We start from the raw sequence: 23,915 nt of genomic DNA, 5'->3' as shown, positions 1-23,915 counted from the left end.
ATGACGACACACGACCCGCAGTACGCAGCAGATGCCTTCCCCGACGGCCTTGGGTTTCCCGGTATGCCCGAGGACGCGTCGGAGGAGCTCGACGCTTCCGCACCGAGGAGTGAGGAGGCGGTGGCGCCTCCTTCGGAGGAGACCGCCGCAGCGGGGCGTCTGGCCTACGCCGTCCACGCCGACCAGCTCGTCTCCACCCGTGGCCGCCAGGCGTCGGCCCTTCAACCGAGCCTGGACGAGGCGACTGTCGCCCTCATCCAGGCGGCCCTGAGACTCACCAGCTCCCTGCGGGTCCCCGACGCGCTGCGCCGTCTGGTGGAGTCGGCCTGTTCCATCACGGGCGCCTCCTGGGGCACCATCGCCGTGCTCAACCACGCGGACATGGACGTTGATCCGACCGGGGCGCTCTCGCCCGATCACTCCCGCGCGGGCTCGGGCACGGGGCTGTGCAGCGGAGTGCCCACGGCGACCCTCGATGAGCTCGCCCAGATGGCCCGCGCCCCCGATACCACCACCGCTTCGCACGCCCGCACCGAGGCCTTGCTCAGCGGGCTCGAGGGCACCGGACTGCTGATCGACAACGACCTGGGCAGGACCTCAGCCTTCACGGGGGCCATTGAGGGTGAGGAGACCGGCAGCCTGCTATCGGCCCCGCTGCGCCTTCACGGCCAGGTCTACGGGCATCTTTACCTGTGCGACAAGCCCGGGGGCTTCACCCGGTCGGATGCCGACGCCGTGCTGACCCTGGCCCAGGCCGCAGCCGTCGCCGTGGAGAACGCCCGTTTGTACCGCGAGGCCCGCGACCGCGAGCAATGGATGGTCGTCTCCCAGGAGCTGACGACGCTGCTGCTCTCCGGCGCCGAGGAGGACGACGCGTTGACGCTCATCGCTCACCGCGTCCGCCAGGTTGCTCACGCCGACACGGCCGCCCTCATCCTGCCCAGCATCGGGAAGCGCTGGATCTGCGAGATCGCCGACGGCGAGCACGCCAAGGAGCTGATCGGCACCTTCTTCCCACCCGAGGGTCGAGCCCTGACCACCCTGGCCCATCAGACCGGTCTGGTCGTGGACTCCCTCGAGGACGCCTGGAGCGACGGCGATCTTCTGGTCCCCCAGCTGGCCCAGTTCGGCCCGGCCCTCTACGCCCCCATGATCCACCGGGGGCGGGGCGTGGGTGTCATGCTGCTGCTGCGCTCCCCGGGGGCGGCGCCGTTCACTGCCCAGGACCTGGAGATCGCCGAGCTCGTGGCGGGGCAGGCCACGATGGCCTTCGAGCTGGCCGACGCCCAGCATGCTGAGGAGATGGCCACCCTGCTCGATGAGCGGGCCAGGATCGGCCGGGATCTGCACGACCTGGCCATCCAGCAGCTCTTCGCCACCGGCATGCAGATCTCCGCGGCCCGGGAGCGGCTGGCCTCCAGCACACAGGCGGATCTGGAGACGGTGTGCTCCGTCCTGAGCACCGCTCTGGAGGCGGTGGACGACTCCGTGGGCCAGATCCGTTCCATCGTGCGCTCCCTGCGCGATCGCGACGAGGAGGTCGGTGTGGTGGAGCGGCTGCGGCGCGAGGCCTCCCTGGCCCGTAACGCCCTGGGCTACGCCCCCTCGCTGCTGCTGAGCGTCGACGGCCGGGGCCTGGCCCAGGTGGACCGCGACGAGGAGGACCGACTCATCGCCTCGGTCGACGCCGTCGTAGAACCGGATATCGCCGACGACATGGTGGCCGTCGTGCGTGAGGGACTGAGTAACGTGGCCCGTCACGCCCACGCCTCCTCGGTAACGGTCGACGTCAAGATCGAGGGGGTGCAGCCGGGCTCGGAGCGCTGCTGCGGTCCGGGGGACGATGAGGGCCACGCATCGGGAGACGCCGAGCCCTTCCGGGGCAGCCCGGTGGTGGAGATCGTCTGCCGTGACGACGGTGTCGGGGTGAATCCCTCGGTGACGCGACGCTCGGGCACGGCCAACATGGCCGAACGGGCCCGTCGCCACGGTGGCAGCTTCGCCATCGGCCCGAGGGCCCGCTCCGACGGTGAGCGACGAGGCACCTGCTTCACCTGGCGGGTGCCGTTGAACGAGGACGGTCGGGGGCGCTGAGCCCGCTGCGGCGGGTTCCCGCGTCAGGAGTGTCCGTCAGCTGTTGCGCCAACCCGAGGCGCGCTGGCCGGCGACCCAGGCGGCGACCTGGGTGCGTCGCTGTAGACCCATCTTTGCCAGCAGGGAGGTGATGTGGTTCTTGACCGTCTTCTCTGCGACTCCGAGCCGCTCACCGATCTCCCGGTTGGACAGGCCGTCACCGATGAGGTCGAGCACCTTGCGCTCGGCGTTGGTCAGGTCGGCGGTGGGGTCGTCGTGGTCCGCCCGGCGGCGCGTCACGGTGCGCTCGTCGAGCAGGATGCGCCCGGAGGCGACGGCCCGCACGACGTCGCTGATCTCGGCGCCGTGGACCGTCTTGAGCAGATAGGCCCGAGCACCTGCCGCCAGGGCCTCGGCCAGGGCCTCGTCGTCATCGAAGGAGGTCAGCACGATCGGCAGGGCCTGGGGCACGGAGTCTCGCAGCTCCTGCATGAGCTCGATGCCGGTGCCGTCGGGCAGCTGGAGGTCCACGAGGATGACGTCGGGGCGGACCAGCTCGGCCCGGCGCACTGCCTCGGCCCGAGAGCCCGCCTCGGCGACGACGTCGAGCCCATCGGCGCGGTCAATGATCTCGGCGATACCGCGACGGACGATCTCGTGGTCGTCCACGATCATGACGCGGACGATCTCCGAGGAGGGGGTGTGTGCCATAGTCATGACATTACCAGGGGCTGGAAACCTACGTCACACTCCTGGCGACGCTATGGCGTTGCTGTTGTGGAGGCTCCCTGGTGCGCACCGGCGGCTACCTACCGGCGCCGGCGCGGACGGGGCTGGCAGCGGGGGCAGTAGGTGTGTGAACGCCCTCCCAGAGCCTCACGCTGCATGGTGGCTCCGCAGCGGCGGCATCCCAGGCCCTGACGCCCGTAGGCGCCGAGCTCTCGGGCGAAGAATCCGGCGGCGCCCTCGACATCGACGTAGAGGGCGTCGAAGCTCGTACCGCCAACCTCCAGTGCTCGCCGCATGACCTCTGCGGTGGACTCAAGAATCCTGGCCACCACCCGTGGACCGAGCCCCGTTCCCGGGCGCAGGCCGTGCACCCCGGCCTCCCACAGGCCCTCATCCGCGTAGATGTTGCCGATGCCCGAGACGAGCCCCTGGTCGAGCAGCAGGGTCTTGATGGCGCGCCTCGAGGAGCGTGCCCGGGCGACGACGCCGGTGGGGCCGCTCAGTTCCAGGGCCGGGTCGAGCAGGTCGCGGGCGATATGGGTGGCGTCGGCGGGCAGCAGCGGTTGCGGGTCTCCCACCCCGCCGGGAGCGCCGTCGGAGGTGGGGGTCAGGTCGACGACGTGCAGGCCGCCGAGCATGCGCTGGTCGACCAGGTCGAGCACCGCCCCACCGGTGCCGGCGCTCAGATGGAGACGGACTCGCAGGTGGCGGGCAGAGGTGGAGATGTCCCGCACATAGCGGGGCTGCTCGGTGGCGCTCAGGTCCACCGGACGCCCGCCGGGGCGGGTGTCCGTGTCGGCCAGGAAGGCCGCGGCACTGGCCGGCTCCGGGGCGGCGTCACGAGCGGTCGGGGTGGTGCCGCGCACGAGCAGCTGTCCGCTCATGCCCAGGTGGGCGGACAGGGCGCGTCCGTCGTCCAGGGTCAGCCACAGGAACTTCCCCCGGCGGACAGCCGCGGTGAGGGTGCGCCCGGTGAGCTGGTCGACGAAGGCCTGGGCACCACCGTCCTGGCGACGCAGAGGACGAGGATCGAGGACCTCGACGCGGGTCACGGTGCGTCCGGTCACGTGCCGGGCGAGGCCGGCGCGCACCACCTCGACCTCGGGAAGCTCGGGCATCAGCTCTTCTGGGAGGCCTGCCGCGTAAGCAGGTCAGCGCGCAGGGCCTCGTTGACACCGGGCAGGTCCAGCCCGCCGTCACCCCGGGCGGCGAGGATGGCTGCGTAGGCGGCCTCGGCGGCGTCGTGCTCGGCAACCTTCTTCGAGCTTCCCGTCCCCTGTCCCAGCACCTCGCCGTCGACGATGGCGTTGGCGGTGAAGACCCGCTGGTGGTCGGGGCCGGTACCGGCCACCTCGTAGGCGGGGTTGCCGAGCTGGTGGGCTGCGGTGAGCTCCTGGAGGCTCGTCTTCCAGTCCAGACCCGCACCGCGGGTTCGGGCCGAGTCCAGGAAGCGTGAGACGAGACGGGTGACGACTGTGCGGGTCTCCTCCAGCCCGTCAGTGAGGTAGGTGGCACCGATGAGGGCCTCGACCGTGTCGGACAGGATGGAGTCCTTGTCCCGTCCACCCGAGAGCGCCTCACCCTTGCCGAGCTTGATGAACTCCCCCAGTCCCAGGTCACGAGCGACGGCGGCCAGTGCCGGCTCGGAGACGGTGGCGGCGCGCATCTTGGCGAGCTGACCCTCGGGGACCTCCGGGTGGGTGCGGTAGAGGTACTCGGTGACGATGATCCCCAGGACGGAGTCACCCAGGAACTCCAGACGCTCGTTGGTGGGCAGGCCGCCGTTCTCGTGGGCGTAGGAGCGGTGGGTCAGAGCCAGGTCGAGGAGCTCACCGTCAATGCTGGGACCCCAGCGGTAGACGAGGGCCTCGGTGTCAGTGCGCGCGGGTGGGGCGCTGCGGCGCTTGGCCATCAGGCCCGCTCCTGCCCACTCGTGGGTGCGTCCGGGTCGCTCTCCTGCCCGGTCCCGGCATCCAGTAGGCCGGCCAGCGCCGACCAACGCGGATCGAGGACCTCATGGTGGTGGTCGGCGGGCAGGTCCTCGAGCCGCTTCCCGCAGTCGGGGCACAGCCCGGGGCAGTCGGGACGGCACAGGGGCTGGAAGGGCAGCGTGGGCACCAGGGCGTCGCGCAGCGCCGGTTCGAGATCCAGGGTGGTCTCCCCCACGGCCAGGAGGTCCTCGGCCTCTTCATCGCCTTCGGCCCGCTGGGCCTGGATGACCTCCGGGAAGAGATAGAGCTCGTCGATCCTCACGCTGCGGTCCTCGTCGAGGTCGCGCAGGCAGCGTACGCACTCGCCGTGGACGTGCAGGTCGGCGTCGGCGTGTGCCAGGACGCCGTCGTCCATGGAGGTCAGGGTGACGTCGAGGGCGAGGTCGCTTCCCTCGGGCACACCGATGACCTCGGTCCCCAGGTCGGCGGGGGCGGGGGTACGGATCTGCAGGTTCTTGACCGAGCCGGCGGCTCGGGGCAGGTCGACGATATCGACGACGAGTCCTGACATGGGTTCCTCCACAGCGGGTTGACCGCGCCGCATCCAGCGATGACCGAGGGCCCGAGCGGTATCACGTGATGTCCACGTGATGTCCACGGTGCTGGGTGACTGGTGGGCGAGGTGATGGACGAGGTGTCTGGCGTGAGCGTACCCGGTGGGGCTGCGACGCCAATGGTTCAGTGGGCGGAGGGGTCCACGGACCAGGCCGAGCGGCGGCGGACGGGCTCCTGGATCTCCACCGATTGGCCCGCGCCGTCTCCCAGACGACCGGCCAGGACCTCCCGACCGGCGCGGATCTGCTCGGCGACCTTGGCGACCTCGGCCTCCAGGGAGGCCAGGGCCCGGTCGGAGTACTCATCGGCCCCGTGACGCAGCGAGGCGGCCTTGTCCTCCGCTGCGGCCACGATGCTGTCGGCCCGGTCGTTGGCCATGCGCACGATGTTCTCCCCCGCCACGAGGCGCTCGGACTCCTCCTGGGCGTACTGGACGAGCCGTTCGGACTCGGCCCGTCCCTCAGCCAGGACGGCATCGGCATCGGCGACGATCTTCTCAGCGCGGCGGACGGCGGTCGGGACCGCGTCACGAGCCCGATCGATGAGGTGCTGTGCGGCCTCCCGGTTGACGATTGCGGAGGCGCTCATCGGCATGGAGCGGGCATGAGTGATGAGGTCGTCGAGCTCATCGAGGATGCGCAGCAGGTCGTCTCCGGCATCGCGGCTGGTCGTCACGGTAGGTCCTCTCGAGTGTGGTCGGCGCCGACGAAGCGGCTTGGCGGGGTCCCGGGTGGGACGAGTCCTGGGTCGACGCCGTCGCGGGCCGCTGACCTGGGGGCCTCGGTCAGCCGGGCCTCCAGGGCGCGGGCGACGGCGGGCGGGACGAGGGCGGAGACGTCCCGGCCGTAGCCGGCGACGTCCTTGACGAGGGAGGAGGAGATGTGCGCGTGTACGGCAGAAGCCGGCAGGAAGACCGTCTCGGGCGCCCCCAGGTCGCGGTTGAGCAGCGCCATGGGCAATTCGGCGTCCAGGTCACTGCCGTTGCGCAGGCCCTTGATGATGGCGTTCGCGCCGCGCCGGCTGCAGTAGTCGGCCAGGAGCCCGGGAACGATGTCCACCTCGATGCCGGGCAGGTGGGAGGTGGCCTCCTTGGTCAGGCGGAGGCGTTCGTGGACGTCGAGCAGGTGGCGCCCGGCCTTGGCGGCGTTGTGGGCGATCCCGATGACGACGACGTCGAAGAGCGTGGTCGCGCGGACGGCGATGTCGACGTGCCCCAGGGTGAGGGGATCGAAGCTTCCGGGGTAAACGGCCAGGCTCATACGGTCACGCTACTGGCTGGGCCTGCCGCTGTGCGGGACGCGCGCCGCACCTCCGGCGGCAGCAGGCCGTCGCAGCGCCCCGCTGTGCGCCTGGCGTCCCGGATCCCTGTGGTGGCGCTGGTATATTTCCCTTGTGTCCACACGCGTGACCCTTAGTGACGTGGCCGAGGCAGTCGGAGTCTCGGCTCAGACCGTCTCCCGCGTGCTCAACAACCACCCGTCGGTTCGTCCCGAGACGCGTCAGAAGGTTCTGGCGGCCGTCCAGGCACTGGGTTACGAGCCGAACCTCGCCGCCCGCTCATTGGCCTCGGGCTCCTCCGGGGGCGTGGGAATTCTGCTGACCGCCGGACTGTCGCACGGGATGGCCTCCATCTTCTCCGCGATCGCCAGGGCGGTGCGCGAGCGGGGGGACACATTCGTCCTGGCCACCGCTGACGGCCACGCGCCGGAGTCGGTCAAGGAGGCACTCGCCCACCTGCACGGCCACCGCGTCACGACCGTCGTGGTCCTCGCCCAACGCGCCGACGTCCTGGCCGTCCTCTCGTCTCAACGCGACCGCGGTCCGGTCGTGGCCATCATCTCGGGTCAGCACGAGTTCTCCGAGCTGTCCACCGTCTCCATCGACCAGGCCCTGGGAGCCAGGCTGGCAACGGAGCACCTTCTGGCTCAGGGACGCAGCCGCCTGCTGCATGTCACCGGAGACCTCTCCTGGCAGGATGCCTCGGAGCGCCTAGCCGCCTACGAGTCGGTCTGCGCGCAGGCCGGAGTTCCCGGCCGCTGGGTGGGCACGGACGCCTGGACAGGAGAAGCAGGGGCCAAGGTCGCCAGACGTCTGCTCGATAGCGGCCTGCCCGACGCCGTCTTCGCCGCCAACGATGACATCGCCCTGGGGCTGTGCCACGAGCTTCTCGCCGCCGGCGTGAGGATACCCGACGACGTCGCCGTCGTCGGCTTCGACGACATTCCCCTGGCGCGTTGGGCGACCCCGTCGCTGTCGAGCGTGATTCAGGACTTCGACGCCCTGGGGCAGGCCTCACTGAGGCTGTCCGACGAGCTCGTCGAGGGCGCCCCTGCCCACAGCATCTGCCTGAAGCCTCAGCTCGTCGTCAGGGCATCAACGACCAAGGCCTAGCACCCGCGACCACCTCTCCGGGTGAGCGGTTCTCGACGACCGCCCCACCTGGAGGACGACTGTCGTCCCCCGAGCACCCGACACTGCCCCCACCCAGTGCACGCCCCAACCAGCAGCAGTCTCCAGCAAAGGGCAACGGCAACCTACATGTCAGCGCTCACTCAATCCTCCTCAACCCACAGACCACTCCTCCGCGACCCGCACCTCCCGACACCTCGACACACCCACTATTTCGCTTCATTTCAGGGCATTCAGCAAGTCACAACGGTTGACACCCTTTTGTGACCAAGTTAATGTTACCGCCATCATCCGCTGCTTCCGACATCGCCGTCGGACCCCAGCGGCTGCAACGAGGCACCCCTACGCACTCACTGAAGAGAGAAGACCATGACCCCACCTTCATTTCCCCGCCGCACCTTCATCTCGGCATCGCTCTTGAGTGGGACGGCAGCAGCACTGCTGTCAGCATGCTCGTCAGGGAAGAGCAAGAACAATAACGCCCCGACCCAGATGTTCACGTGGGTGTCCAGCGAGTCGGACCGCGCCCAGTGGCAGGCCTTCGTCGACGCAGTCAAAGAAACTGACTCCAGCTTCAAGCTCGACTTCTCAGGTCCCAGTTACAACGACTACTACACCAAGGCCAAAACCCGAATGACGGCAGCTGATGCTCCAGGGATCCTGACCACACAGGCAGCCCGAACCAAGGAGCTCGTCGGCATCATGGAACCGCTGAACGATCTCATCAAGAAGCACGGGGTCGACACGTCAGTCTTCAACAAGGCCATGATTGAAGGCATGACGGTGGACGGAAAAATCTACGCACTGCCGTACGACGCAGAGCCCTGCGTCATGTTCTACAACCGGCAATCCTTCAAGGCAGCGGGGTTGAAGGAGCCGACAACCAAGTACACCTACGCACAGTTCCTGTCGGACATGAAGGCCCTGACTACTGGTGGGAAGGTCGGCATGGCCATCAAACCAAATCTTATGGACAACGCTCCTGGAGCATTCGCATACGCCAATGGCGCCACTGCCCTCGACGACAAGGGAAATCTTTCGTTGACCTCTAGCGCCTTCGTCTCATCCGTGCAGAAGGCGTTTGACCTTGCCGCAGTCAACGGCTACGCCAAGGCTCCTTCCGCTTCAGACGGCGACGAGGTCGCACAAAGCGCATTCACCTCTGGTCAGGCTGCCGCCATCATTGACGGCCCGTGGATGTACGCGACCTTCGCCGAGCAGCTCAACGACAACCTGGGTGTGTGCGTCATCCCCAGTGACTCCGGACAGGCCATCGGAGTCATTCAGGGATCGGGCTTCGGAATCGGCAAAAACTGTCCGGACAAGGATGCCGCGTTTAAAAACATCATGAAGCTGGTCAGCCCTGAGGTCATCGGCAAGGTGGCACGCACCCGCGGGACGGTACCATCCATCGGCTCCCAAATCGACGGATGGGCAGAAGGTAAACCGACCGGAAATGTTGAAGCCATCAAATTCCTCCTGGATCACGGGACCGCTCTGGTAACCCCAGCAAACTGGAATCAGATCGTGACGTCCTTCACCCAGTACTGCCCAGAAGGCTACCGGGGCTCACGTACCGCGGCAGACATCCTCAAGGACCTGCAAGAGAGTGCAGGATGATGGGAGCCGCAACCACCGCTGAGAGTCGAAGGCGCCACCGAGCTCCCCGAGACACACTACGCATCATCGCTTACCTGACACCCGGCATGACAGGGTTTCTGGTTTTTATCATCATCCCCCTGATCGCGTCACTGATCATCTCGTTGTTTTCATGGTCGCTTCTGGGAACATCAGAGTTCGTCGGCCTTGACAACTATCGACGAATGATTTCCGGGGAGGACCCAGCGTTCTACACCATCCTTAAGAACACCGTGGTGTTCGCCCTTCTGTACACAGGTGCCAACCTCATCATCTCCACTGGTATCTCATACTGGCTGCAGCACCTCCCCAACAGGTTCTCTCGAGTGCTGCGAATCATCTTCTTCATCCCCGTCGTCACCCCAATGGCAGGGAATGCGTTGATCTGGCGCCTCCTCCTCAATGACGAAGGGGTGGTGAACTCTGCCCTCAACAGCATAGGGCTCCCCTCGCTGCCCTGGCTGAACAACCCCAGCCTTGCCATGGGGTCGCTCGTCATCATGAGCTTATGGCAGGGTCTTGGCTACAACATCGTGGTCCTTACTGCCGGTCTCAACGGCATCAACCCGTCCATACTGGAGGCCAGCGAGCTCGACGGCGCAACTGGATTCAGACGATTCTTCCAGGTCGTCTTCCCCATCCTGTCTCCGACTTTCTTCTTCTGCACCGTCATGACCGTCATCGGAGCATTCAAGGTGTTCGCACAACCATTCTTTCTCACAAAAGGAGGACCAGGTGAGTCGACAAACACCATTGTGCTCGCACTGTACCGCAACGGCTTCTCCTTCGACAAGCTGGGCTACGCCTCCGCCCTGGCCTGGATACTATTCGTCATCGTTATGCTGCTGACGGCCCTTCAATTCAGCCAGCAGAAGAGGTGGGTGAACTATGACTCTTGAACATCGATCCAAAATTGGCAAATTTCTCTCCTACTCGCTACTCACACTGATAGCGATAGCATTCCTCTTCCCATTCGCCTGGATGCTGGCTTCTTCCCTCAAGCCGACATCTGAGGTGTTTTCCTCAGGAGCCTCACTCACAGGCACCCGTCTTGCATGGGACAACTACACCGAGGCGACTCAGCAGATTCCTCTGGGGCGCATCATCTTGAACTCTATTCTTGTCTCGACCTGCGGAGCAGCCCTGACCATGGCAGTCTCACTGCTGAGCCCCTACGCCTTCGCCAGACTTCGATTCCGATTCCGAGACCACTTGTTCATGTTGTTTCTGGGAACTCTGGTGCTTCCCCAGGAGGTGCTTGTCATCCCTCTATATATCGGATTCCAGTACCTCGGACTGGTCAACAGCTACACGGCCCTCATTCTTCCCTTTGCCTTCGGAGCCTTCGGGGCGTTCCTCATCCGACAGTTCATCCTGAGCCTGCCCCTTGAGTTCGAGGAGGCGGCCAGAATCGATGGGGCCGGCGACCTCAAGATCCTCTGGCACATCCTCATCCCACTGCTCAAGGCTCCGATACTCGTCGTTGGCGTCTTCTCCTTCATCGATTATTGGTCAACATTCCTGTGGCCTCTGATCGTCGTCAATGATGCGGACCTGGCCACAATCTCGCTGGGACTTCAGATGTTCTCAGGAGAGAGAGGTACGGACTGGGGACCCATGATGGCCGCCGTGTCCATGTCGGTCATCCCTTCCTTTTTCATCGTCGCCTTCTTGCAGAGTCAGCTGGAGAAGGGTGTCACTCTCGGCGCCTTTGGAGGTCGCTGAGTGATGAATCGACCACCTGTATCGCAGCACCGAGATCGCCTGGGAACCCATCAGCCTGAGTGGCTGGACCACGCCCCCCTTGGGATCTTCATTCACTGGGGAGTGTATTCGGTACCAAGTTGGGCAGAACCTCACGGAGAGCTCGGCACCGAACCCGATGAGAGGACGTGGTTTACTCATAACTCCTACGCAGAGTGGTACTTCAATACCATACGAATTCCGGGTAGCCGCGCCTCCCAGTATCACCACGAGACCTACGGCTCCTTGCCGTATGACGGTTTTCTGGACATGTGGCATGCTGAAAAATTCGACCCTGACGACTGGGCAGCGCTGTTCAAAGAAGCCGGAGCAGGACTGGTTGTCCTAACGACCAAGCACCACGACGGCATCACCCTATGGGAGGCCCCCGAGACCTATGGTCGCAACACGGTTCAACGCGGCCCCCGACAAGACCTCGTCGAAAAAATCTCACGGGCAACACGTCGGGCAGGATTACGTTTCGGCGCATACTATTCGGGCGGAGTGGACTGGCATTACAGACCTTTTCCTGTCATCCTGAGCGAAGAGGATCTTGAACGGCTCGCCAGATCTGTGGACCCTGAGTACGGGCGCTACATCTTCAATCACTGTCTTGACCTGTTTCAGAGGTATCGCCCCGATATTTTCTGGAACGACATCGAATGGCCGGATTGCGCGAAGAATTTCGATGCCCACGGACTGGGAACACTGCTTGAGCACTACTACAAATTGTGTCCGGAGGGCGTCGTCAATGACCGCTTCGGTGGGTTCCACTCCGATTACGAGACTAGCGAATATCAGGCAATGCGCGACTCGGAGGCTGCGGACCGGTGGGAGAACTGTCGCGGCATCGGATTATCCTTCGGCTACAACCGGATGGAGGGCGATGAGCAGTATCTCACCGGCCCGTCCGCAGCTCGACACCTGGTCGACGTCGTCTCACGGGGAGGACGTCTCCTGCTCAACGTCGGCCCGCACGCCGACGGAACCATTCCTGATCCTCAACGCGCCTGCCTGAGGGGACTAGGCGCGTGGATGCGAGCAGCGAGATCGGAACTGTCTCACCCCTCTGCGGAGCTACTGGAGCAGGCTTGTTCACTACCGGGTGCGCGACTCATGTCTCACGGAGACCATGCGGTTCTCTTTGCCCTGGAGAATGTCGCGGTCCCGTTTGACCGCCTGCCTGCGGAGTTCGACTGGAGATCGTCGAGGCCGGGAGATGGACAGACACAGGTGAGTCATGACCATGGAGTCCTCACGACCGCTCCCACTCAACTGGGACCTGGAATCATCCTTGCCAAGCGGATCCACTGAGCATTCTCTCCGCCCACTCGGTACGACGTGGGCGGAGAGAATGGTGTGAGTGCCTTCCGTCAGGCCGCACTGATGGGCCTGGGCGTGCGCAGTGTGTAGACCCCGTAGGCGGCCACCACCAGGAAGCACCCGGCAACCGTGACGTAGGACACCGCAGGAGACGTGTAGTCCATGATGGCGCTCTGCACCAGGGGCATGGTGGCTCCACCGATGATGGCCATGACCAGGCCGGCGGCCCCGTACTTGGTGTCCTCCCCCAGCCCCATCAGGGCCTCGCCGTAGATGGTGGGGAACAGCAGGGAGATGCAGGCGGACAGGGAGATGATGGCCAGCACCCCCAGAATGTTCACGCTCACCATGGCGAACAGGGACAGAGCGACCCCGAGGGAGCACATGAACAGAAGCAGCTTGCGTGCGTCAAACCGTCCCATGAGCCCCACCATGAGGAAACGGAAGACCAGGAAGACGATGAGACTCGCCTGCAACCAGTATCCGGCGACCTTGTCCGACACTCCCAAGGCACTCGTGACGTAGTGCAGGGTGTAGGTCCAGATGCAGGTCTGAGCAGACACGTTGAAGTACTGCGCCACCACCCCGAAGCTGTAGCGCTTATTCCGCAGCAGGCGCATGAGCCTGCCCGGCCCGCCACTGTCACCCGCAGCGGCTTCCATCTGCCGCTCCACGACCTTGACCCGACCGATCATGAAGGCCAGCAGGAGGTAGAGGAGCCCGAGGGCAACATAGGGGCCCATGACCGCCTTGAGCTCCTCGCTCTGGGTGGCCAGCAGCGTCTCCTGGCTCATGGCCGCACGCTGCTCGGCAGTGGCCGGGTTCACCTTAGGCAGGATCAGCAGGGCGGCCAGCAGCACCCCGAGATTGGAACCGATGGGATTGAAGGCCTGCGCGAAGTTGAGGCGCCGCGTGGCGTTGTGCTCCGGCCCCATGGACATGACGAAGGGGTTGGCACTGGTCTCCAGAATGGACAGGCCGGCGGCCAGGGTGAACAGGGCGGTCAGGAACACCGAGTAGGTCATGACGTAGGCCGCGGGGATGAACAGCAGCCCGCCGGTTCCCGCCAGCACCAGCCCGATGAGGACACCGCCCTTGTAGCCCAGGCGGCTGTTGATGAAGGCCGCCGGGATCGCCAGGCAGAAGTAGGCCCCGTAGTAGGCCGACTGCACCAGCGAGGACTGCAGGTTCGTCATAGAGAACACGGAGCGGAAGACCTTGACCAAGGGATCCGTCATGTTTCCGGCCAGGCCCCAGGCGGCGAAGCAGGAGACCAGCAGACAGAAGGGCAGCACCATGCCGGGATACAGGAAGCCCCGCTTGGCCGTCCCCTCCTGGACGGGGGCCTCCTCAGTCACGGAGTCGCGGATCGCAGTCATCACAGGACGCCCTTCTTGAGGATGAGGTTGCCGTACAGGGCGGTCTCGCCAGTGAGGACGACGGCGTAGACGCTGGGGGTGTAGTCGTAGAAGGCCATGCGCTCAATCGTCTTGACGCTCACCGGTCCGGCATCCTTCTCGGCCTCGTTCCAGATCTGCTCGTAGACGTCCCACACCGGAGGCCGAGGGTCGTCGCCAACCGTTTCCATGAGGGCCACCTGGTAGCTGCTGTAGCGGTCCAGGGGCATGAGCGTGAGGATAGACCTCAGCAGGTCGGGGATCCCCAGGCCGTCGGCCCGCACCGTGGTGGGGTGGAGGTGGTGCCCGGGGAAGTTCGCGTCGGCCAGGAGAATCTCATCCCCATGGCCCATCTCGAGCAGGATCTTGACGAGTTCGGGTGACAGGTTGGCGGGAATGTTGCGGAGCATCGTTGCTCCTTTCATGTGGTGGGTGTTGAGTTGAATGTCGTGATTGTGGTCGATGTGGCTGATGGTCAGTCGGCGGTGGCGTTGTCCAGCCGTTCCCGCATGGCGTCGAAGACACCGGGATCGGCAATGGCCCCGGAGGCGTCGACCTCCACGGAGCGGATGCTGCGGCGCAGCACCTCGCCGCGAGCGCTGGGGTCGAGGACGTCGGCGGCCTCGAGCTGGGCAAGGATGTTGCCCAGGGCACTGGCCTCCGGCGTGCCCACGATGACCCGACGGTGACAGGCCGCCGCCGTCATGGCCGGCAGGAGGCTGTTGCGCGCCCCGCCTCCCACCAGGTGTATCGGTGCCGCCGGGTCCAGCTGGTCACCGACGACGTCCTGCAGACCCTGGGCGTAGGCGGCATGGGCGCAGGCGAGCGACTCGAGGATGAGCCGGACCGTCTGCGCCGGTCCCTCGGGAGCCACCTTGTAGTGGAGGCGGCACCAGTCGGCGATCTTGTCCGGCATGTCGCCAGGACTGGCGAAGAGCTCGTCGTCGGGATCGATGACGACCCCGAGGGAGGCGCACTCCCCCGCCGCCTCGACCAGCGCGCCGGTATCGGGCTCGTTCCAGGAGCGCTGGCACTCCTGGAGCAGCCAGAAGCCGGTGAGGTTGCGCAGCAGCCGGATACCTCCGTCGGTACGGACCTCGTTGGTCAGTCCGGCCCGCAGCGCCGCTCCGTCCAGGATGGGGCTGGGAACGGCGGCACCGATGAGGCTCCAGGATCCTGAGGAGATGAACAGGCGCACCTCGTCACCGGCCAGACCGAGTGCATGGACGGCGCAGGCGGTGTCGTGCCCGCCGGGACGCATGATGCTGATCCCCTCCGCCGTCGTCCCGGCCACTGTGGCGTCGTCGACGAGCGGGGGCGTCCATCCCTCGGGGATCCCAGCGGCCTGAAGCACATGTGCCGACCAGTCGCGCGCCCCGGGGGAGGCGAGTCCGGTGGTCGAGGCGATCGCGCGCCCTGACTGTGCGGGGGCCCCGAGCAGGTGGGCCACGAGGTCGGGCAGGGGCAGGAAGCGATCCACCCGCTCGATGAGGTCGGGCTCCTGCCTCAGGTCCGCGTAGAGCTGGTAGACCGTGTTGATCTGCTGGGGCAGGATGCCGGTCTCCTGCCAGGCCGTCTCCGCAGGGAGGGCCCGGTCCAGGTCCGCGGCCCAGCGGGCCATGCGCCGGTCCCGGTAGGCGCGCGGGGCGCGCAGCAACTCTCCTTGGGCGTCGAGCAGGCCGTAGTCGACTCCCCAGGTGTCGATGCCGATGGAGTCGGGGGCCCATCCCAGGCGCTGCGTCGCTATGGCGATGCTCCGACGAACACCATCCATGATGCGCTCGAGGTCCCAGGTGAGGGTGCCGTGGTCGTCCACCGCCTGGTGGTGGAGGCGGAAGACCTCCTCGGTGCTGATGACCCCCTGCCGGTAGATTCCCAGGACCGCTCGCACGGAGCTGGAGCCGAGGTCGAGGGCAAGGGCGTGGTGCTCGTCGGTGCTCGTCATGGCGGCGACCCGTCAGCGGTAGAGAGGACCGAAGGTGGCGCAGGCCCTGAAGTCGGCGCTCTCGGGCTCGGCGGTACCGAAGGGCACCCAGGCCTTGGGACGCAGGATCCTCTCGCGCTCGACGTTGTGCATGTAGACGGGGATGCGCAGCATCGAGGCCAGGGTGATGAGGTCGGCGCCGAAGTGTCCGTATCCGGTGGCCGTGTGGTTGGCTCCCCAGTTGGCCATCCAGTCGTAGACGGAGGTGAAGGCGCCCTGGCCGGTCAGGCGCGGGACGAAGAAGGTCGTCGGCCACGTCGGGTCGGTACGGTAGACGATCTGGTCGCGCACGTCGTCGGGCAGCTCCACGGTCCAACCCTCGGAGATCTGGAGGACTGGTCCCTGGCCGGCCACGAAGTTCAGGCGGGTCGCGGTGACGGGCATCCCGCCGGCGGTGGTGAAGTGTGTGGAGAAGCCGCCTCCGGGGAAGTACTCGCGGGTGGCGGCATGGAAGGTGGAGGCCTTCAGATCCGCCTCGATGTCCGCCTCGGTGATCTCCCACCAGTGCTTGATGATGGGGTTGCCCTCGGCGTCCTTCTCCTCGCCGGTGGCGTTGAGGGTGGTGGCCCCAGAGTTGCGCAGGTCGATGAAACCGTTCTCCGCGCGCCCCTCGAGCTTGTAGCCGGTGACCCGCTCAACGGCCTCGGGGCTCCAGTAGGTGCGCACGTCGCTGAAGAGCTGGGGACGGTGGGTCAGGACGGAGTTGAAGAGCATGGCGACGGCGTTGCCGGCGTCGCCCTCCGTGGCGAAGACCTTCTCGGGCCGCTTGCCGTTCCAGTCGAAGGTGGTGTTGAGGAAGGTCTCAAGGATATCGCCGTTGGGCTTGTAGTCCGTCCACTGACGCTGTCCCTGGAAGCCCGCCGCGATGGCGTCGTGGCCCTCGGCCTCCTCGACGAAGCCCAGCTCGGCCAGAGCGGGGTTGCCCTCCATGAGGTCGCGGCCGATGAGGAGCATCTTGATGCAGTAGTCGAACTGCTCGTCGTACTCCTCCTGGGTGAAGCGGTTGGCCTCGGGGTTGCGGTTCTCCCCGATGGTGAGGTTCTCCCGGGCCCAGGCCAGGGCGATCTCGTACTCCTTGTGGTCGTAGATGCCGTGGGCGATGCGGCGGTCGATCTCGATCATGTCGATGTACTCGGCCCGCATGCCCAGGTAGTCGACGAAGAACTGCTCGGGAACGCGGCAGCCGGCGATTCCCATGGAGACCGTCCCGATCGAGAGGTAGCTGCGCCCCTTCATGAGGCCGACACCCAGGGCGGCGCGCACGTAACGCAGGATGTTGTCAACGACGTCGTCGGTCAGACCCGAGTCATCGGCGTCCTGCACGTCGTGGCCATAGATGCCGAAGCAGGGGATGCCCAGCATGTTGTAGGCGGCGGCCGCGGCGGCCAGGGTCACGGCCCCCGGTCGCTCGGTGCCGTTGAAGCCCCAGATGGCGTGCGGGATCGAGGGGTCGAGGTCGAGGACCTCGGTGATGTAGTTCCAGGAGGCGGTGACGGTCAGGTCGGCGCACACGTTCTCGGTGCGGAACTGCTCCTTGCAGCGGTTGGCCTCGGCCACGCCTCCGATCGCGGTCTCAGCGACGACGCAGCGCACCGGGCTCCCGTCGGGGTAGGTCAGGCGGGAGGAGATGAGCTCGGCGACATCCTTGGCCAGCTGAGCGGTCTTGTCCTCGAGGGACTCCCTCACACCACGACGGCGTCCGTCAATGAGGGGGCGGATTCCGATGGCGGGATAGGACGCGGTGGGCATGACAGGTTTCCTTTCACTGGGCGACGATGACCAGGACCCACATCAATGTGAGCGCAAACATAGGATGACCCCAACCGAACGGTCATGTCAAGTATGAAAACAAAAGGGCGCAACGATGGACATGAGAGCGCCAACATGAGACGATGCCTCGGTACCACTTCTGACGCAACGGGGCGCGCAGCGGTACGCCCCGGGGAAAGAGCCCACCATGCTTCTCAACGATGCTCGACAGCAGATCGCCGATGCCTGCTCCCACCTGTCCGACGACGGCCTGGTCGTCGGAACCGCGGGCAACCTGTCCGTTCGGGAGGGGGACCTGGTCGCCATCACCCCCTCAGGTCTGCCCTACCAGGAGATGCGCCCCGACCTGGTCGCCGTGGTCGAGTACGCCACCGGCAAGCAGGTCGAGGGCCCGCTCAAGCCCGCCAGCGAGCTGGACCTGCACCTGACCGCGCTGCGGGCGACCGGACAGATGGCGGTCGTGCACACCCACTCCTACGCGGCCACCGCCGTGGCCAGCCTCGAGGGCGTGAGCGCGCTCCCGGCCGTGCACTACTACATCTGCATGTTCGGCGGCAGCGACGTGCGAGTGGCCGACTACGCCATCTACGGCTCCCCCGAGCTGGCCGCCAATGTCGCCAAGGCCCTTGAGGGGCGTACCGCGGCCCTCATGAGCAACCACGGATCCGTGGTGACCGGCCCGGACCTGGCCGCCACCTACGTCCTGGCCCAGGAGCTGGAGTGGGTCTGCGAGCTCTACCTGCGCACCCTCGCCGTCGGCAGCCCCAAGATCCTCTCCGATGAGCAGATCGCGGCGGTCGCACGCAAGATCCGGGACACCGGCTACGGTCAGCACGCCCCGGCCGAGGAGGGCTGAGCTCCGCGCCCACAGGAGACGCGGACTGCGGGCCGGGTAGGGTCTGCCCCATGACGAGGATCGTGGCCGGAACCGTGGGCGGACGCAGGATCGAGGTGCCCCGGTCCGGGACGCGCCCCACCTCTGAGCGCGTCCGCGAGGCTCTTTTCGCCCGCCTGGACCACTACGGGGTGCTCGACGGCGCCCGGGTGCTGGACCTGTGCGCAGGCTCCGGGGCCCTGGGGCTGGAGGCCGCGAGCCGAGGAGCCCGTGACGTCACGCTCGTGGACTCCTCGCACGGTGCGTCGCAGACCTGCCGTCGCAACATCCGGGCGCTGGGCCTGGGCGGGGTATCGGCGGTGACCGCGAAGGCGGCCGCCTTCCTGGCCGGCCCGGCAGGTGCCCCGGCGGACCTGGTGCTGATCGACCCTCCCTACGAGCTGAGCGAGGAGGAGCTCACGGCGATCCTCACCCCCCTGGCCCGCAGCGAGGACCCGTGGCTGGCGCCGCGCGCCGTCGTCGTCGTCGAGCGTTCGACGCGCTCACCGGAACCGACCTGGCCGGCGGGGCTGGAGCACTTCGCGGACAAGCGGTACGGCGAGACCACGATCTGGTTCGCCGAGCCGGCCTGAGCCGGGGACGCTCCTCGGCCCGCGCCCTGATGCTTCACGCTCTTTCGAGGAAGGCCTGGGACTCCTCATCGAGGCGCTCGACGATCGCCGCGGCCAGGGCCCGGTGCTCGCTCAGCTGCGGATCGGCGGCCACGATCCGCTCGGCCTGACGCCTCGCGGTGGCGATGAGGTGGGCATCGCGGGTCACGCGCAGCAGGTCCAGCCCGGAGGTACGACCCGACTGGGAGGCCCCCAGGACGTCACCTTCGCTGCGCAGCTCGAGGTCGGCCTCGGCCAGCGCGAATCCGTCCGTGGTGGAGGCGAAGGCCTTGAGCCGGTGGAAGGCGGTGGAGCCGACCTCTGCTCCGGTGACCGCCACGCAGAGGGACGGTCTGCTGCCGCGCCCGACCCGCCCGCGCAGCTGGTGGAGCTGGGACAGGCCGAAACGGTCGGCGTCCAGGATGACCATCATGGAGGCCTCAGGCACGTCCACCCCCACCTCGATAACGGTGGTGGACACCAGGACCGGAGTGGCACCCGAGGCGAAGTCCGCCATGGAGGCGGCCTTGTCCTCGCTGCTCATGCGTCCGGTGAGGACTCCGACGCCGATGCCCTCCAGAGCGGGCTCGTCGCCCAGTCGCCGTCTCCACTCCTCGACGGCGGCCAGCGGGCGGTCGGGCTGCGAACCGTCCCCTTCACCCGTCAGCGGCTCCGGTGCCCGCTCGTCATCGGTCTCGAAAGCCGGCGTGCCCTCCACCTGCGTCTGTCGGGGCTCGTCGTCGACCGCGATCCGTGGGCAAACGACGTAGACCCGCCCTCCGGCGGCGACCTCCTTGGCTGCGCGCCGCCAGATGCCCTCCACCCAGGAGGTGCGCGACCACGGAACGAGGTGGGTGGGAACGGCGCTGCGTCCGGCGGGCAGCTCGTCGAGGACGGAGGTGGCCAGGTCGCCGAAGACCGTCATGGCAATGGTGCGCGGAATCGGGGTGGCGGTCATGACCAGCAGGTGGGGCGTGCGGCTCTGGCCGGTGACCGGGTCGGTGAGACCGCCGCGCTCACGCAGGGCGTCACGCTGGGCGACACCGAAGCGGTGCTGCTCGTCGACAACGACCAGGCCGAGGAAGGGGATCTGCACCGTGTCGGACAACAGGGCGTGGGTACCCACGACGATCGCCGGCTCGCCGGCGGCCAGGTCGGCGAGGATCTGACGGCGCTGAGCGGTGGGGGTGGAGCCGGTCAGCAGGTGGACGCGAGTGGCGCGTTCAGCGCCACCGAGCATCCCGAGTCGGGCCATGGGGCCGAGAACCGCTTCCAGCGAGGAGTGGTGCTGGGCGGCGAGGACCTCGGTGGGGGCCAGGAGGGCGGCCTGCCCTCCCCCTCCGATCACCTGGAGCATGGCGCGCAGAGCCACGAGGGTCTTGCCGCTTCCCACGTCGCCCTGAAGAAGCCGCTGCATGGGAACCGTGCGGGCCAGGTCGGCGGAGATCTCCTGACCGACCCGCTCCTGGCCGGCGGTGAGTTCGTAGGGCAGGCGGGCGTCGAGATCCGCCCTCAGGGAACCCTCTGTCTCCGGTACAGGCCAGGCAACCGCGGTGCGGGTCGCCTCATGATGGGCTCGGCGCTGAGCCAGGGCGACCTGCAGGATGAGGGCCTCCTCGTGGCGCAGTCGGCTTCGGGCGGCCTTCCACTGGCGGGAGTCCTCGGGCCGGTGCACCCAGCGGTAGGCGGTGTAGGCGTCGACCAGCCCCGCCTCACGCCGTAGCTCCTCGGGGAGGGGGTCGGCGACGTCGCCCGGCTCCAGCTGGTCCAGGACGATCCGCACCGCCTTGGCCACCAGCCAGGACGGGAGGGCCTCCGTGCCCGGGTAGATGGGCATGGGGCGGGACAGCAGAGCCTCGCGCTCGGCCTCATCGAGCTCGTCGAGGACGTACAGGCGAGGGTTGGACAGCTGCTTGCGTCCGCGGTGGAGTCCCACCTTGCCGCTCAGCAGGACGGTGGTTCCGGGGACCAGCTGGGTGGCACGGGCACGCATCTGGCCCGCCGCACCGAACTGGACGAGGTCCATGGTGGAGGCGCCGTCGGTGACGGTGGCCTCCATGAGGGCGGGGACCCGGCCGGAGCGGGTGCGCCGGGAGGATGCCCGCACGACTTGGGCCTGGATGGTGGCCTGCTCGCCCTCGCCGAGGGTGCGCATGTCGGTCAGATCCCCCCAGGTGTCGTAGCGCCGGGGCAGCAGGCGCAGCAGGTCCGCCCCGGTCTCCACCCCCTGCTTGGCGAGCTGGACGGCCGTGCGCTTGCCCACGAGCCGGGTCACAGGACGCTCGAGCAGGCCGACGCTGCCGGGGCGGGGCGTACGGGTTGAGCGATCAGACGAGCCGGGCACGGCCCCACCCTATGACGAAGGGGCCTCGGAGCCGTTCATGACCCAAGGCGCTTGCAGACGCCGTGATCCGACCGTGTGGCCACTCACCGGGCCTGGAGACGGCTACTCGATGGCAATGAGGACGTCAGGGTGCTCCTGGCCGCCCGCATGGACGGCGACCTCCACGTCCTCACCGACCACGTGCCCTCGGGCTCCTACCGCCGCACTGGCGGCCAGGGCACCGACATCGCGGCCGGCATTGCGGCCGGTGATGACGGTGAGCAGCTCATCGGAGGGTCGCAGCGCCGAGGCCACGGCGCGAGCCACGGCCTCGGCATCGGCCTGGGCCCCGTTGAGGGCGATGGTGCGCAGCCCCGCGGCGGCACTCCAGGCTCGGCGGGCCAGCTCGGCCAGCTCGGTCTCCTCGCCCCTGCCGGCCAGGGCGACTGCGGCTGCCAGGACCCGGGCCTCGTCGTCGGTATCGCACACGAGGAGCTGAATGCCCTCGGCCGCGTAACGCTCCGACTGGCCCCCTGTCTGCACCCCGGCGCGGGCGGTCTCGCGAGCGACTCCCGCCTTCCGGGTCCCTGCCGGCGGGCGGACGGTGGAGACGGCAGAGCGAGCCGCCAAGAAGCGCGCGGCGTCGTGGGCGGCCTCGGTGCAGGCGGCGTCGCAGGGCAGCACGATGACCTGGGAGGCCCCCAGATCCGCGGCGGCGCGGGCGATGCCCTCCCGGTCGGGATTGAGGACAACGGCGGCGTCGGAGCGCGCGAGCTGCTCGATGAGCCCGGGAGCGCGGGTGCAGGCAATGACACCGACACCGGACTGTCGCGAACGCACGGCCAGGCGTGGGGCCTCCGCCGGTGCGGGGTGGGGCACGGCCGCCTGGGAGGGGTGCATGCGCACCGACTTCGCCTTGCGCTCGGCCCGGCGTGCGGCCAGGCGCTCGAAGGAGACCACATGCCCCGTGGGGTCGGAGTCGAGCGCCCCCCACGGGGACGGAGGCTCGTCTGTGGAGCTCACCAGGGCGGTGGGGTGGAGATGGTGGATGCAGATCTGCCGGGCGCGACCCGCGTGCGGCAGGGCGGCACGCGGCGTGTCGGTATGGACGTGAACCTGGTAGAGCCCCACCCCCAGGGCGTCCGGGGTGCCGACGACACCCACGGAGTCACCGACGAGCTCCAGGTCTCGGCGCAGCTGACCCGCCTGGACCGCGGTCGCCTCCAGCAGGTACATCACCTCGAACTCACCGGTGGACATGCCCAGGGGCTCGGGACCGACGCTGTGCGGCACCCCGCCCGCAGCCAGATCGGTGAGCATCTGCCGGGCGACGGCGGTGTAGGGGGCGTGCTCGTCGGCGTCCTGGTGGCCCTGGCGCAGCTCTGGAGCCTCAGCCGTCCCGCCGCCGGCGTCCTGAATCGCGTCGATGGTGTCCGACAGGCAGGTCAGTAGCAACATGAAAGCCGCTCCCCCGGCATCCACCGGACCGTGCCCGAGGCCCGCTGTCTCCACAACGGACTCCTGGGCACCGAAGGCGGCAGCAGCGGCGATGAGACTCAGGGTCGCGGGTGAGCTCGCCGTCGCCTCCTCCAGCGCGGAGCGGGCGGCCGTGGCCGCGTCCCGAGCCACCGACAGCAGGGTCCCGGAGACTGGACGGGAGACCGCGGCCCAGGTGGTGTCCGCCATGGCCTCATAGACGTGCACGAGCTCAACGGGGCGCAGGCCGGTGGGATCAGGGGCCTCGGAGCAGACATCGGCGAAGGCCGCCAGCGCCTGGGAGACCAGAAGACCCGAGTTCCCCCGGGCGCCTCGAACGGCGCCATCGGCTGCGGCACGGGCCACCTGGGCGACATCAGCGGCCCGCCCCAGACGGTGGAGGGCGTCGGAGGCCGAGCGCAGAGTGAGCAGGACGTTGGTTCCGGTATCCGCATCCGGCACGGGGAACACGTTGAGGACATCCACGAGGTCCCGGGTCTGATCGGCGACGATCTCCGCCAGCGCGATCCAGCGCCGCACTGCGGCCCCCTGCAGCACATGAATCCCTGAGACAGGGGTAACGGGGCGGTGTCCTTGCGACTGCGCCATCTTCGCCTCCCCTGGGTCCTGGCTACGACCGGCACACCATGTGTTTCACGCTGCGAACACCTTCTGTTCCATTGCATGATCTGCATATGTGCAGGCGTTCAGCGAGCCTGGTTCATGGCTGGGCCGAGCCTTTGGATTGATATGTGGTTTCAGGGTACCTGCCCGGGCACATTCCTCCCACCGGAGCGGGATGCCCGCACACGGACCCCGCTCATCGCACTGGAGAACCGATGGGTATCCGGGACACCAGCACGCTGGTCAGACCGCTACCACCGCACCAACCTGGAGCACACGCCCTTCAGGTAGTGAGATACAACACACCACCAACCCTATCCACACCCCTCCCCCAGGCTTCACGCAGGACGGCATGTGCCCGAACGCACGCCACCGCGGCTTGGGGGGCCACACAG

General features: G+C 67.4%; 20 protein-coding genes. 8 read left to right on the top strand and 12 right to left on the bottom strand.

The window, feature by feature from the left end:
- A complete protein-coding gene (locus tag BKH28_RS12135; protein WP_075419042.1) occupies positions 1 to 2,094 on the top strand; it encodes a GAF domain-containing sensor histidine kinase in 2,094 nt (697 codons plus the stop codon).
- 36 nt (positions 2,095 to 2,130) lie between these two features.
- Here BKH28_RS12135 and BKH28_RS12130 read toward each other — a convergent pair whose 3' ends face one another.
- The 6 genes from BKH28_RS12130 to coaD all read right to left on the bottom strand — a co-directional run bounded on the left by BKH28_RS12130 (position 2,131) and on the right by coaD (position 6,607).
- On the bottom strand, positions 2,131 to 2,790 hold the full coding sequence (locus BKH28_RS12130) for a response regulator (RefSeq protein WP_075419041.1): 660 nt from the start codon (positions 2,788 to 2,790) through the stop codon (positions 2,131 to 2,133).
- Between the two features lie 92 nt (positions 2,791 to 2,882).
- A complete protein-coding gene (gene mutM / locus BKH28_RS12125; protein ID WP_075419040.1) occupies positions 2,883 to 3,920 on the bottom strand; it encodes a bifunctional DNA-formamidopyrimidine glycosylase/DNA-(apurinic or apyrimidinic site) lyase in 1,038 nt (345 codons plus the stop codon).
- On the bottom strand, positions 3,920 to 4,714 hold the full coding sequence (gene rnc, locus BKH28_RS12120; protein ID WP_075419039.1) for a ribonuclease III: 795 nt from the start codon (positions 4,712 to 4,714) through the stop codon (positions 3,920 to 3,922). The genes mutM and rnc overlap by 1 nt, the downstream gene beginning before the upstream one ends.
- Complete coding sequence (locus BKH28_RS12115; RefSeq protein ID WP_075419038.1) at positions 4,714 to 5,304, bottom strand: YceD family protein; 591 nt, start codon at positions 5,302 to 5,304, stop codon at positions 4,714 to 4,716. Before BKH28_RS12115 ends, rnc begins: the two co-directional genes overlap by 1 nt.
- A gap of 167 nt (positions 5,305 to 5,471) precedes the next feature.
- Positions 5,472 to 6,023 (bottom strand): ATPase, encoded by a 552-nt coding sequence (locus BKH28_RS12110; protein ID WP_075419037.1) that lies wholly within the window; start codon positions 6,021 to 6,023, stop codon positions 5,472 to 5,474.
- A complete protein-coding gene (gene coaD / locus BKH28_RS12105) occupies positions 6,020 to 6,607 on the bottom strand; it encodes a pantetheine-phosphate adenylyltransferase (RefSeq protein WP_075419036.1) in 588 nt (195 codons plus the stop codon). Before coaD ends, BKH28_RS12110 begins: the two co-directional genes overlap by 4 nt.
- A 133-nt stretch (positions 6,608 to 6,740) precedes the next feature.
- Here coaD and BKH28_RS12100 point away from each other — a divergent pair, with 133 nt between their 5' ends.
- The 5 genes from BKH28_RS12100 to BKH28_RS12080 all read left to right on the top strand — a co-directional run bounded on the left by BKH28_RS12100 (position 6,741) and on the right by BKH28_RS12080 (position 12,452).
- A complete protein-coding gene (locus tag BKH28_RS12100) occupies positions 6,741 to 7,739 on the top strand; it encodes a LacI family DNA-binding transcriptional regulator (protein ID WP_075419035.1) in 999 nt (332 codons plus the stop codon).
- Between the two features lie 387 nt (positions 7,740 to 8,126).
- Entirely contained in the window at positions 8,127 to 9,377 is a 1,251-nt protein-coding gene (locus BKH28_RS12095; protein ID WP_075419034.1) for an ABC transporter substrate-binding protein, read from the top strand.
- An 86-nt stretch (positions 9,378 to 9,463) separates the two neighbouring features.
- Positions 9,464 to 10,294 carry a carbohydrate ABC transporter permease gene (locus tag BKH28_RS12090; protein WP_003781585.1) on the top strand — a complete coding sequence of 277 codons (831 nt, stop codon included), beginning with the start codon at positions 9,464 to 9,466 and terminating at the stop codon, positions 10,292 to 10,294.
- The gene (locus BKH28_RS12085) at positions 10,284 to 11,120 is read left to right on the top strand and encodes a carbohydrate ABC transporter permease (RefSeq protein WP_075419033.1); all 837 of its coding nucleotides are present in this window, start codon (positions 10,284 to 10,286) and stop codon (positions 11,118 to 11,120) included. Before BKH28_RS12090 ends, BKH28_RS12085 begins: the two co-directional genes overlap by 11 nt.
- Complete coding sequence (locus tag BKH28_RS12080; protein WP_075419032.1) at positions 11,121 to 12,452, top strand: alpha-L-fucosidase; 1,332 nt, start codon at positions 11,121 to 11,123, stop codon at positions 12,450 to 12,452.
- Positions 12,453 to 12,511: 59 nt separating this feature from the next.
- Here the strand turns inward: BKH28_RS12080 and fucP are convergent, their stop codons facing one another.
- The 4 genes from fucP to BKH28_RS12060 all read right to left on the bottom strand — a co-directional run bounded on the left by fucP (position 12,512) and on the right by BKH28_RS12060 (position 17,591).
- Complete coding sequence (gene fucP / locus BKH28_RS12075) at positions 12,512 to 13,840, bottom strand: L-fucose:H+ symporter permease (protein ID WP_075419031.1); 1,329 nt, start codon at positions 13,838 to 13,840, stop codon at positions 12,512 to 12,514.
- Positions 13,840 to 14,268: an RbsD/FucU family protein gene (locus BKH28_RS12070; protein WP_003781586.1), complete on the bottom strand. Its 429-nt coding sequence runs from the start codon at positions 14,266 to 14,268 to the stop codon at positions 13,840 to 13,842. The genes fucP and BKH28_RS12070 overlap by 1 nt, the downstream gene beginning before the upstream one ends.
- A gap of 65 nt (positions 14,269 to 14,333) precedes the next feature.
- Positions 14,334 to 15,803 (bottom strand): rhamnulokinase, encoded by a 1,470-nt coding sequence (locus BKH28_RS12065; protein ID WP_075419030.1) that lies wholly within the window; start codon positions 15,801 to 15,803, stop codon positions 14,334 to 14,336.
- Between the two features lie 12 nt (positions 15,804 to 15,815).
- On the bottom strand, positions 15,816 to 17,591 hold the full coding sequence (locus BKH28_RS12060) for an L-fucose isomerase (protein ID WP_075419029.1): 1,776 nt from the start codon (positions 17,589 to 17,591) through the stop codon (positions 15,816 to 15,818).
- A 208-nt stretch (positions 17,592 to 17,799) separates the two neighbouring features.
- Between BKH28_RS12060 and BKH28_RS12055 the strand changes: the two genes are divergently transcribed.
- Together BKH28_RS12055 and rsmD are read left to right on the top strand one after the other, a co-directional pair.
- On the top strand, positions 17,800 to 18,468 hold the full coding sequence (locus tag BKH28_RS12055; protein WP_075419028.1) for a class II aldolase/adducin family protein: 669 nt from the start codon (positions 17,800 to 17,802) through the stop codon (positions 18,466 to 18,468).
- A gap of 50 nt (positions 18,469 to 18,518) precedes the next feature.
- A complete protein-coding gene (rsmD, locus tag BKH28_RS12050; protein ID WP_075419027.1) occupies positions 18,519 to 19,079 on the top strand; it encodes a 16S rRNA (guanine(966)-N(2))-methyltransferase RsmD in 561 nt (186 codons plus the stop codon).
- Between the two features lie 34 nt (positions 19,080 to 19,113).
- Here the strand turns inward: rsmD and BKH28_RS12045 are convergent, their stop codons facing one another.
- Together BKH28_RS12045 and BKH28_RS12040 are read right to left on the bottom strand one after the other, a co-directional pair.
- Positions 19,114 to 21,372, bottom strand: a complete 2,259-nt coding sequence (locus BKH28_RS12045) for an ATP-dependent DNA helicase RecG (protein ID WP_075419026.1) — start codon at positions 21,370 to 21,372, stop codon at positions 19,114 to 19,116.
- A gap of 171 nt (positions 21,373 to 21,543) precedes the next feature.
- Positions 21,544 to 23,505 (bottom strand): DAK2 domain-containing protein, encoded by a 1,962-nt coding sequence (locus BKH28_RS12040; RefSeq protein ID WP_075419025.1) that lies wholly within the window; start codon positions 23,503 to 23,505, stop codon positions 21,544 to 21,546.
- Positions 23,506 to 23,915: the final 410 nt, after the last annotated feature.

The organism is Actinomyces oris, assembly GCF_001937665.1.
Taxonomy (GTDB): domain Bacteria; phylum Actinomycetota; class Actinomycetes; order Actinomycetales; family Actinomycetaceae; genus Actinomyces; species Actinomyces stomatis.
The sequence above is the reverse complement of the archived record's forward strand: the minus strand, read 5'-3'. Positions and strand labels throughout refer to the sequence as shown.

Coding starts and splice junctions, on each gene's coding strand:
- BKH28_RS12135 (WP_075419042.1), top strand. CDS start 1: ATGACGACACACGACCCGCAGTACGCAGCAGATGCCTTCCCCGACGGC.
- BKH28_RS12130 (WP_075419041.1), bottom strand. CDS start 2,790: ATGACTATGGCACACACCCCCTCCTCGGAGATCGTCCGCGTCATGATC.
- mutM (WP_075419040.1), bottom strand. CDS start 3,920: ATGCCCGAGCTTCCCGAGGTCGAGGTGGTGCGCGCCGGCCTCGCCCGG.
- rnc (WP_075419039.1), bottom strand. CDS start 4,714: ATGGCCAAGCGCCGCAGCGCCCCACCCGCGCGCACTGACACCGAGGCC.
- BKH28_RS12115 (WP_075419038.1), bottom strand. CDS start 5,304: ATGTCAGGACTCGTCGTCGATATCGTCGACCTGCCCCGAGCCGCCGGC.
- coaD (WP_075419036.1), bottom strand. CDS start 6,607: ATGAGCCTGGCCGTTTACCCCGGAAGCTTCGATCCCCTCACCCTGGGG.
- BKH28_RS12095 (WP_075419034.1), top strand. CDS start 8,127: ATGACCCCACCTTCATTTCCCCGCCGCACCTTCATCTCGGCATCGCTC.
- BKH28_RS12090 (WP_003781585.1), top strand. CDS start 9,464: ATGACAGGGTTTCTGGTTTTTATCATCATCCCCCTGATCGCGTCACTG.
- BKH28_RS12085 (WP_075419033.1), top strand. CDS start 10,284: ATGACTCTTGAACATCGATCCAAAATTGGCAAATTTCTCTCCTACTCG.
- fucP (WP_075419031.1), bottom strand. CDS start 13,840: ATGACTGCGATCCGCGACTCCGTGACTGAGGAGGCCCCCGTCCAGGAG.
- BKH28_RS12070 (WP_003781586.1), bottom strand. CDS start 14,268: ATGCTCCGCAACATTCCCGCCAACCTGTCACCCGAACTCGTCAAGATC.
- BKH28_RS12065 (WP_075419030.1), bottom strand. CDS start 15,803: ATGACGAGCACCGACGAGCACCACGCCCTTGCCCTCGACCTCGGCTCC.
- BKH28_RS12060 (WP_075419029.1), bottom strand. CDS start 17,591: ATGCCCACCGCGTCCTATCCCGCCATCGGAATCCGCCCCCTCATTGAC.
- BKH28_RS12055 (WP_075419028.1), top strand. CDS start 17,800: ATGCTTCTCAACGATGCTCGACAGCAGATCGCCGATGCCTGCTCCCAC.
- rsmD (WP_075419027.1), top strand. CDS start 18,519: ATGACGAGGATCGTGGCCGGAACCGTGGGCGGACGCAGGATCGAGGTG.
- BKH28_RS12040 (WP_075419025.1), bottom strand. CDS start 23,505: ATGGCGCAGTCGCAAGGACACCGCCCCGTTACCCCTGTCTCAGGGATT.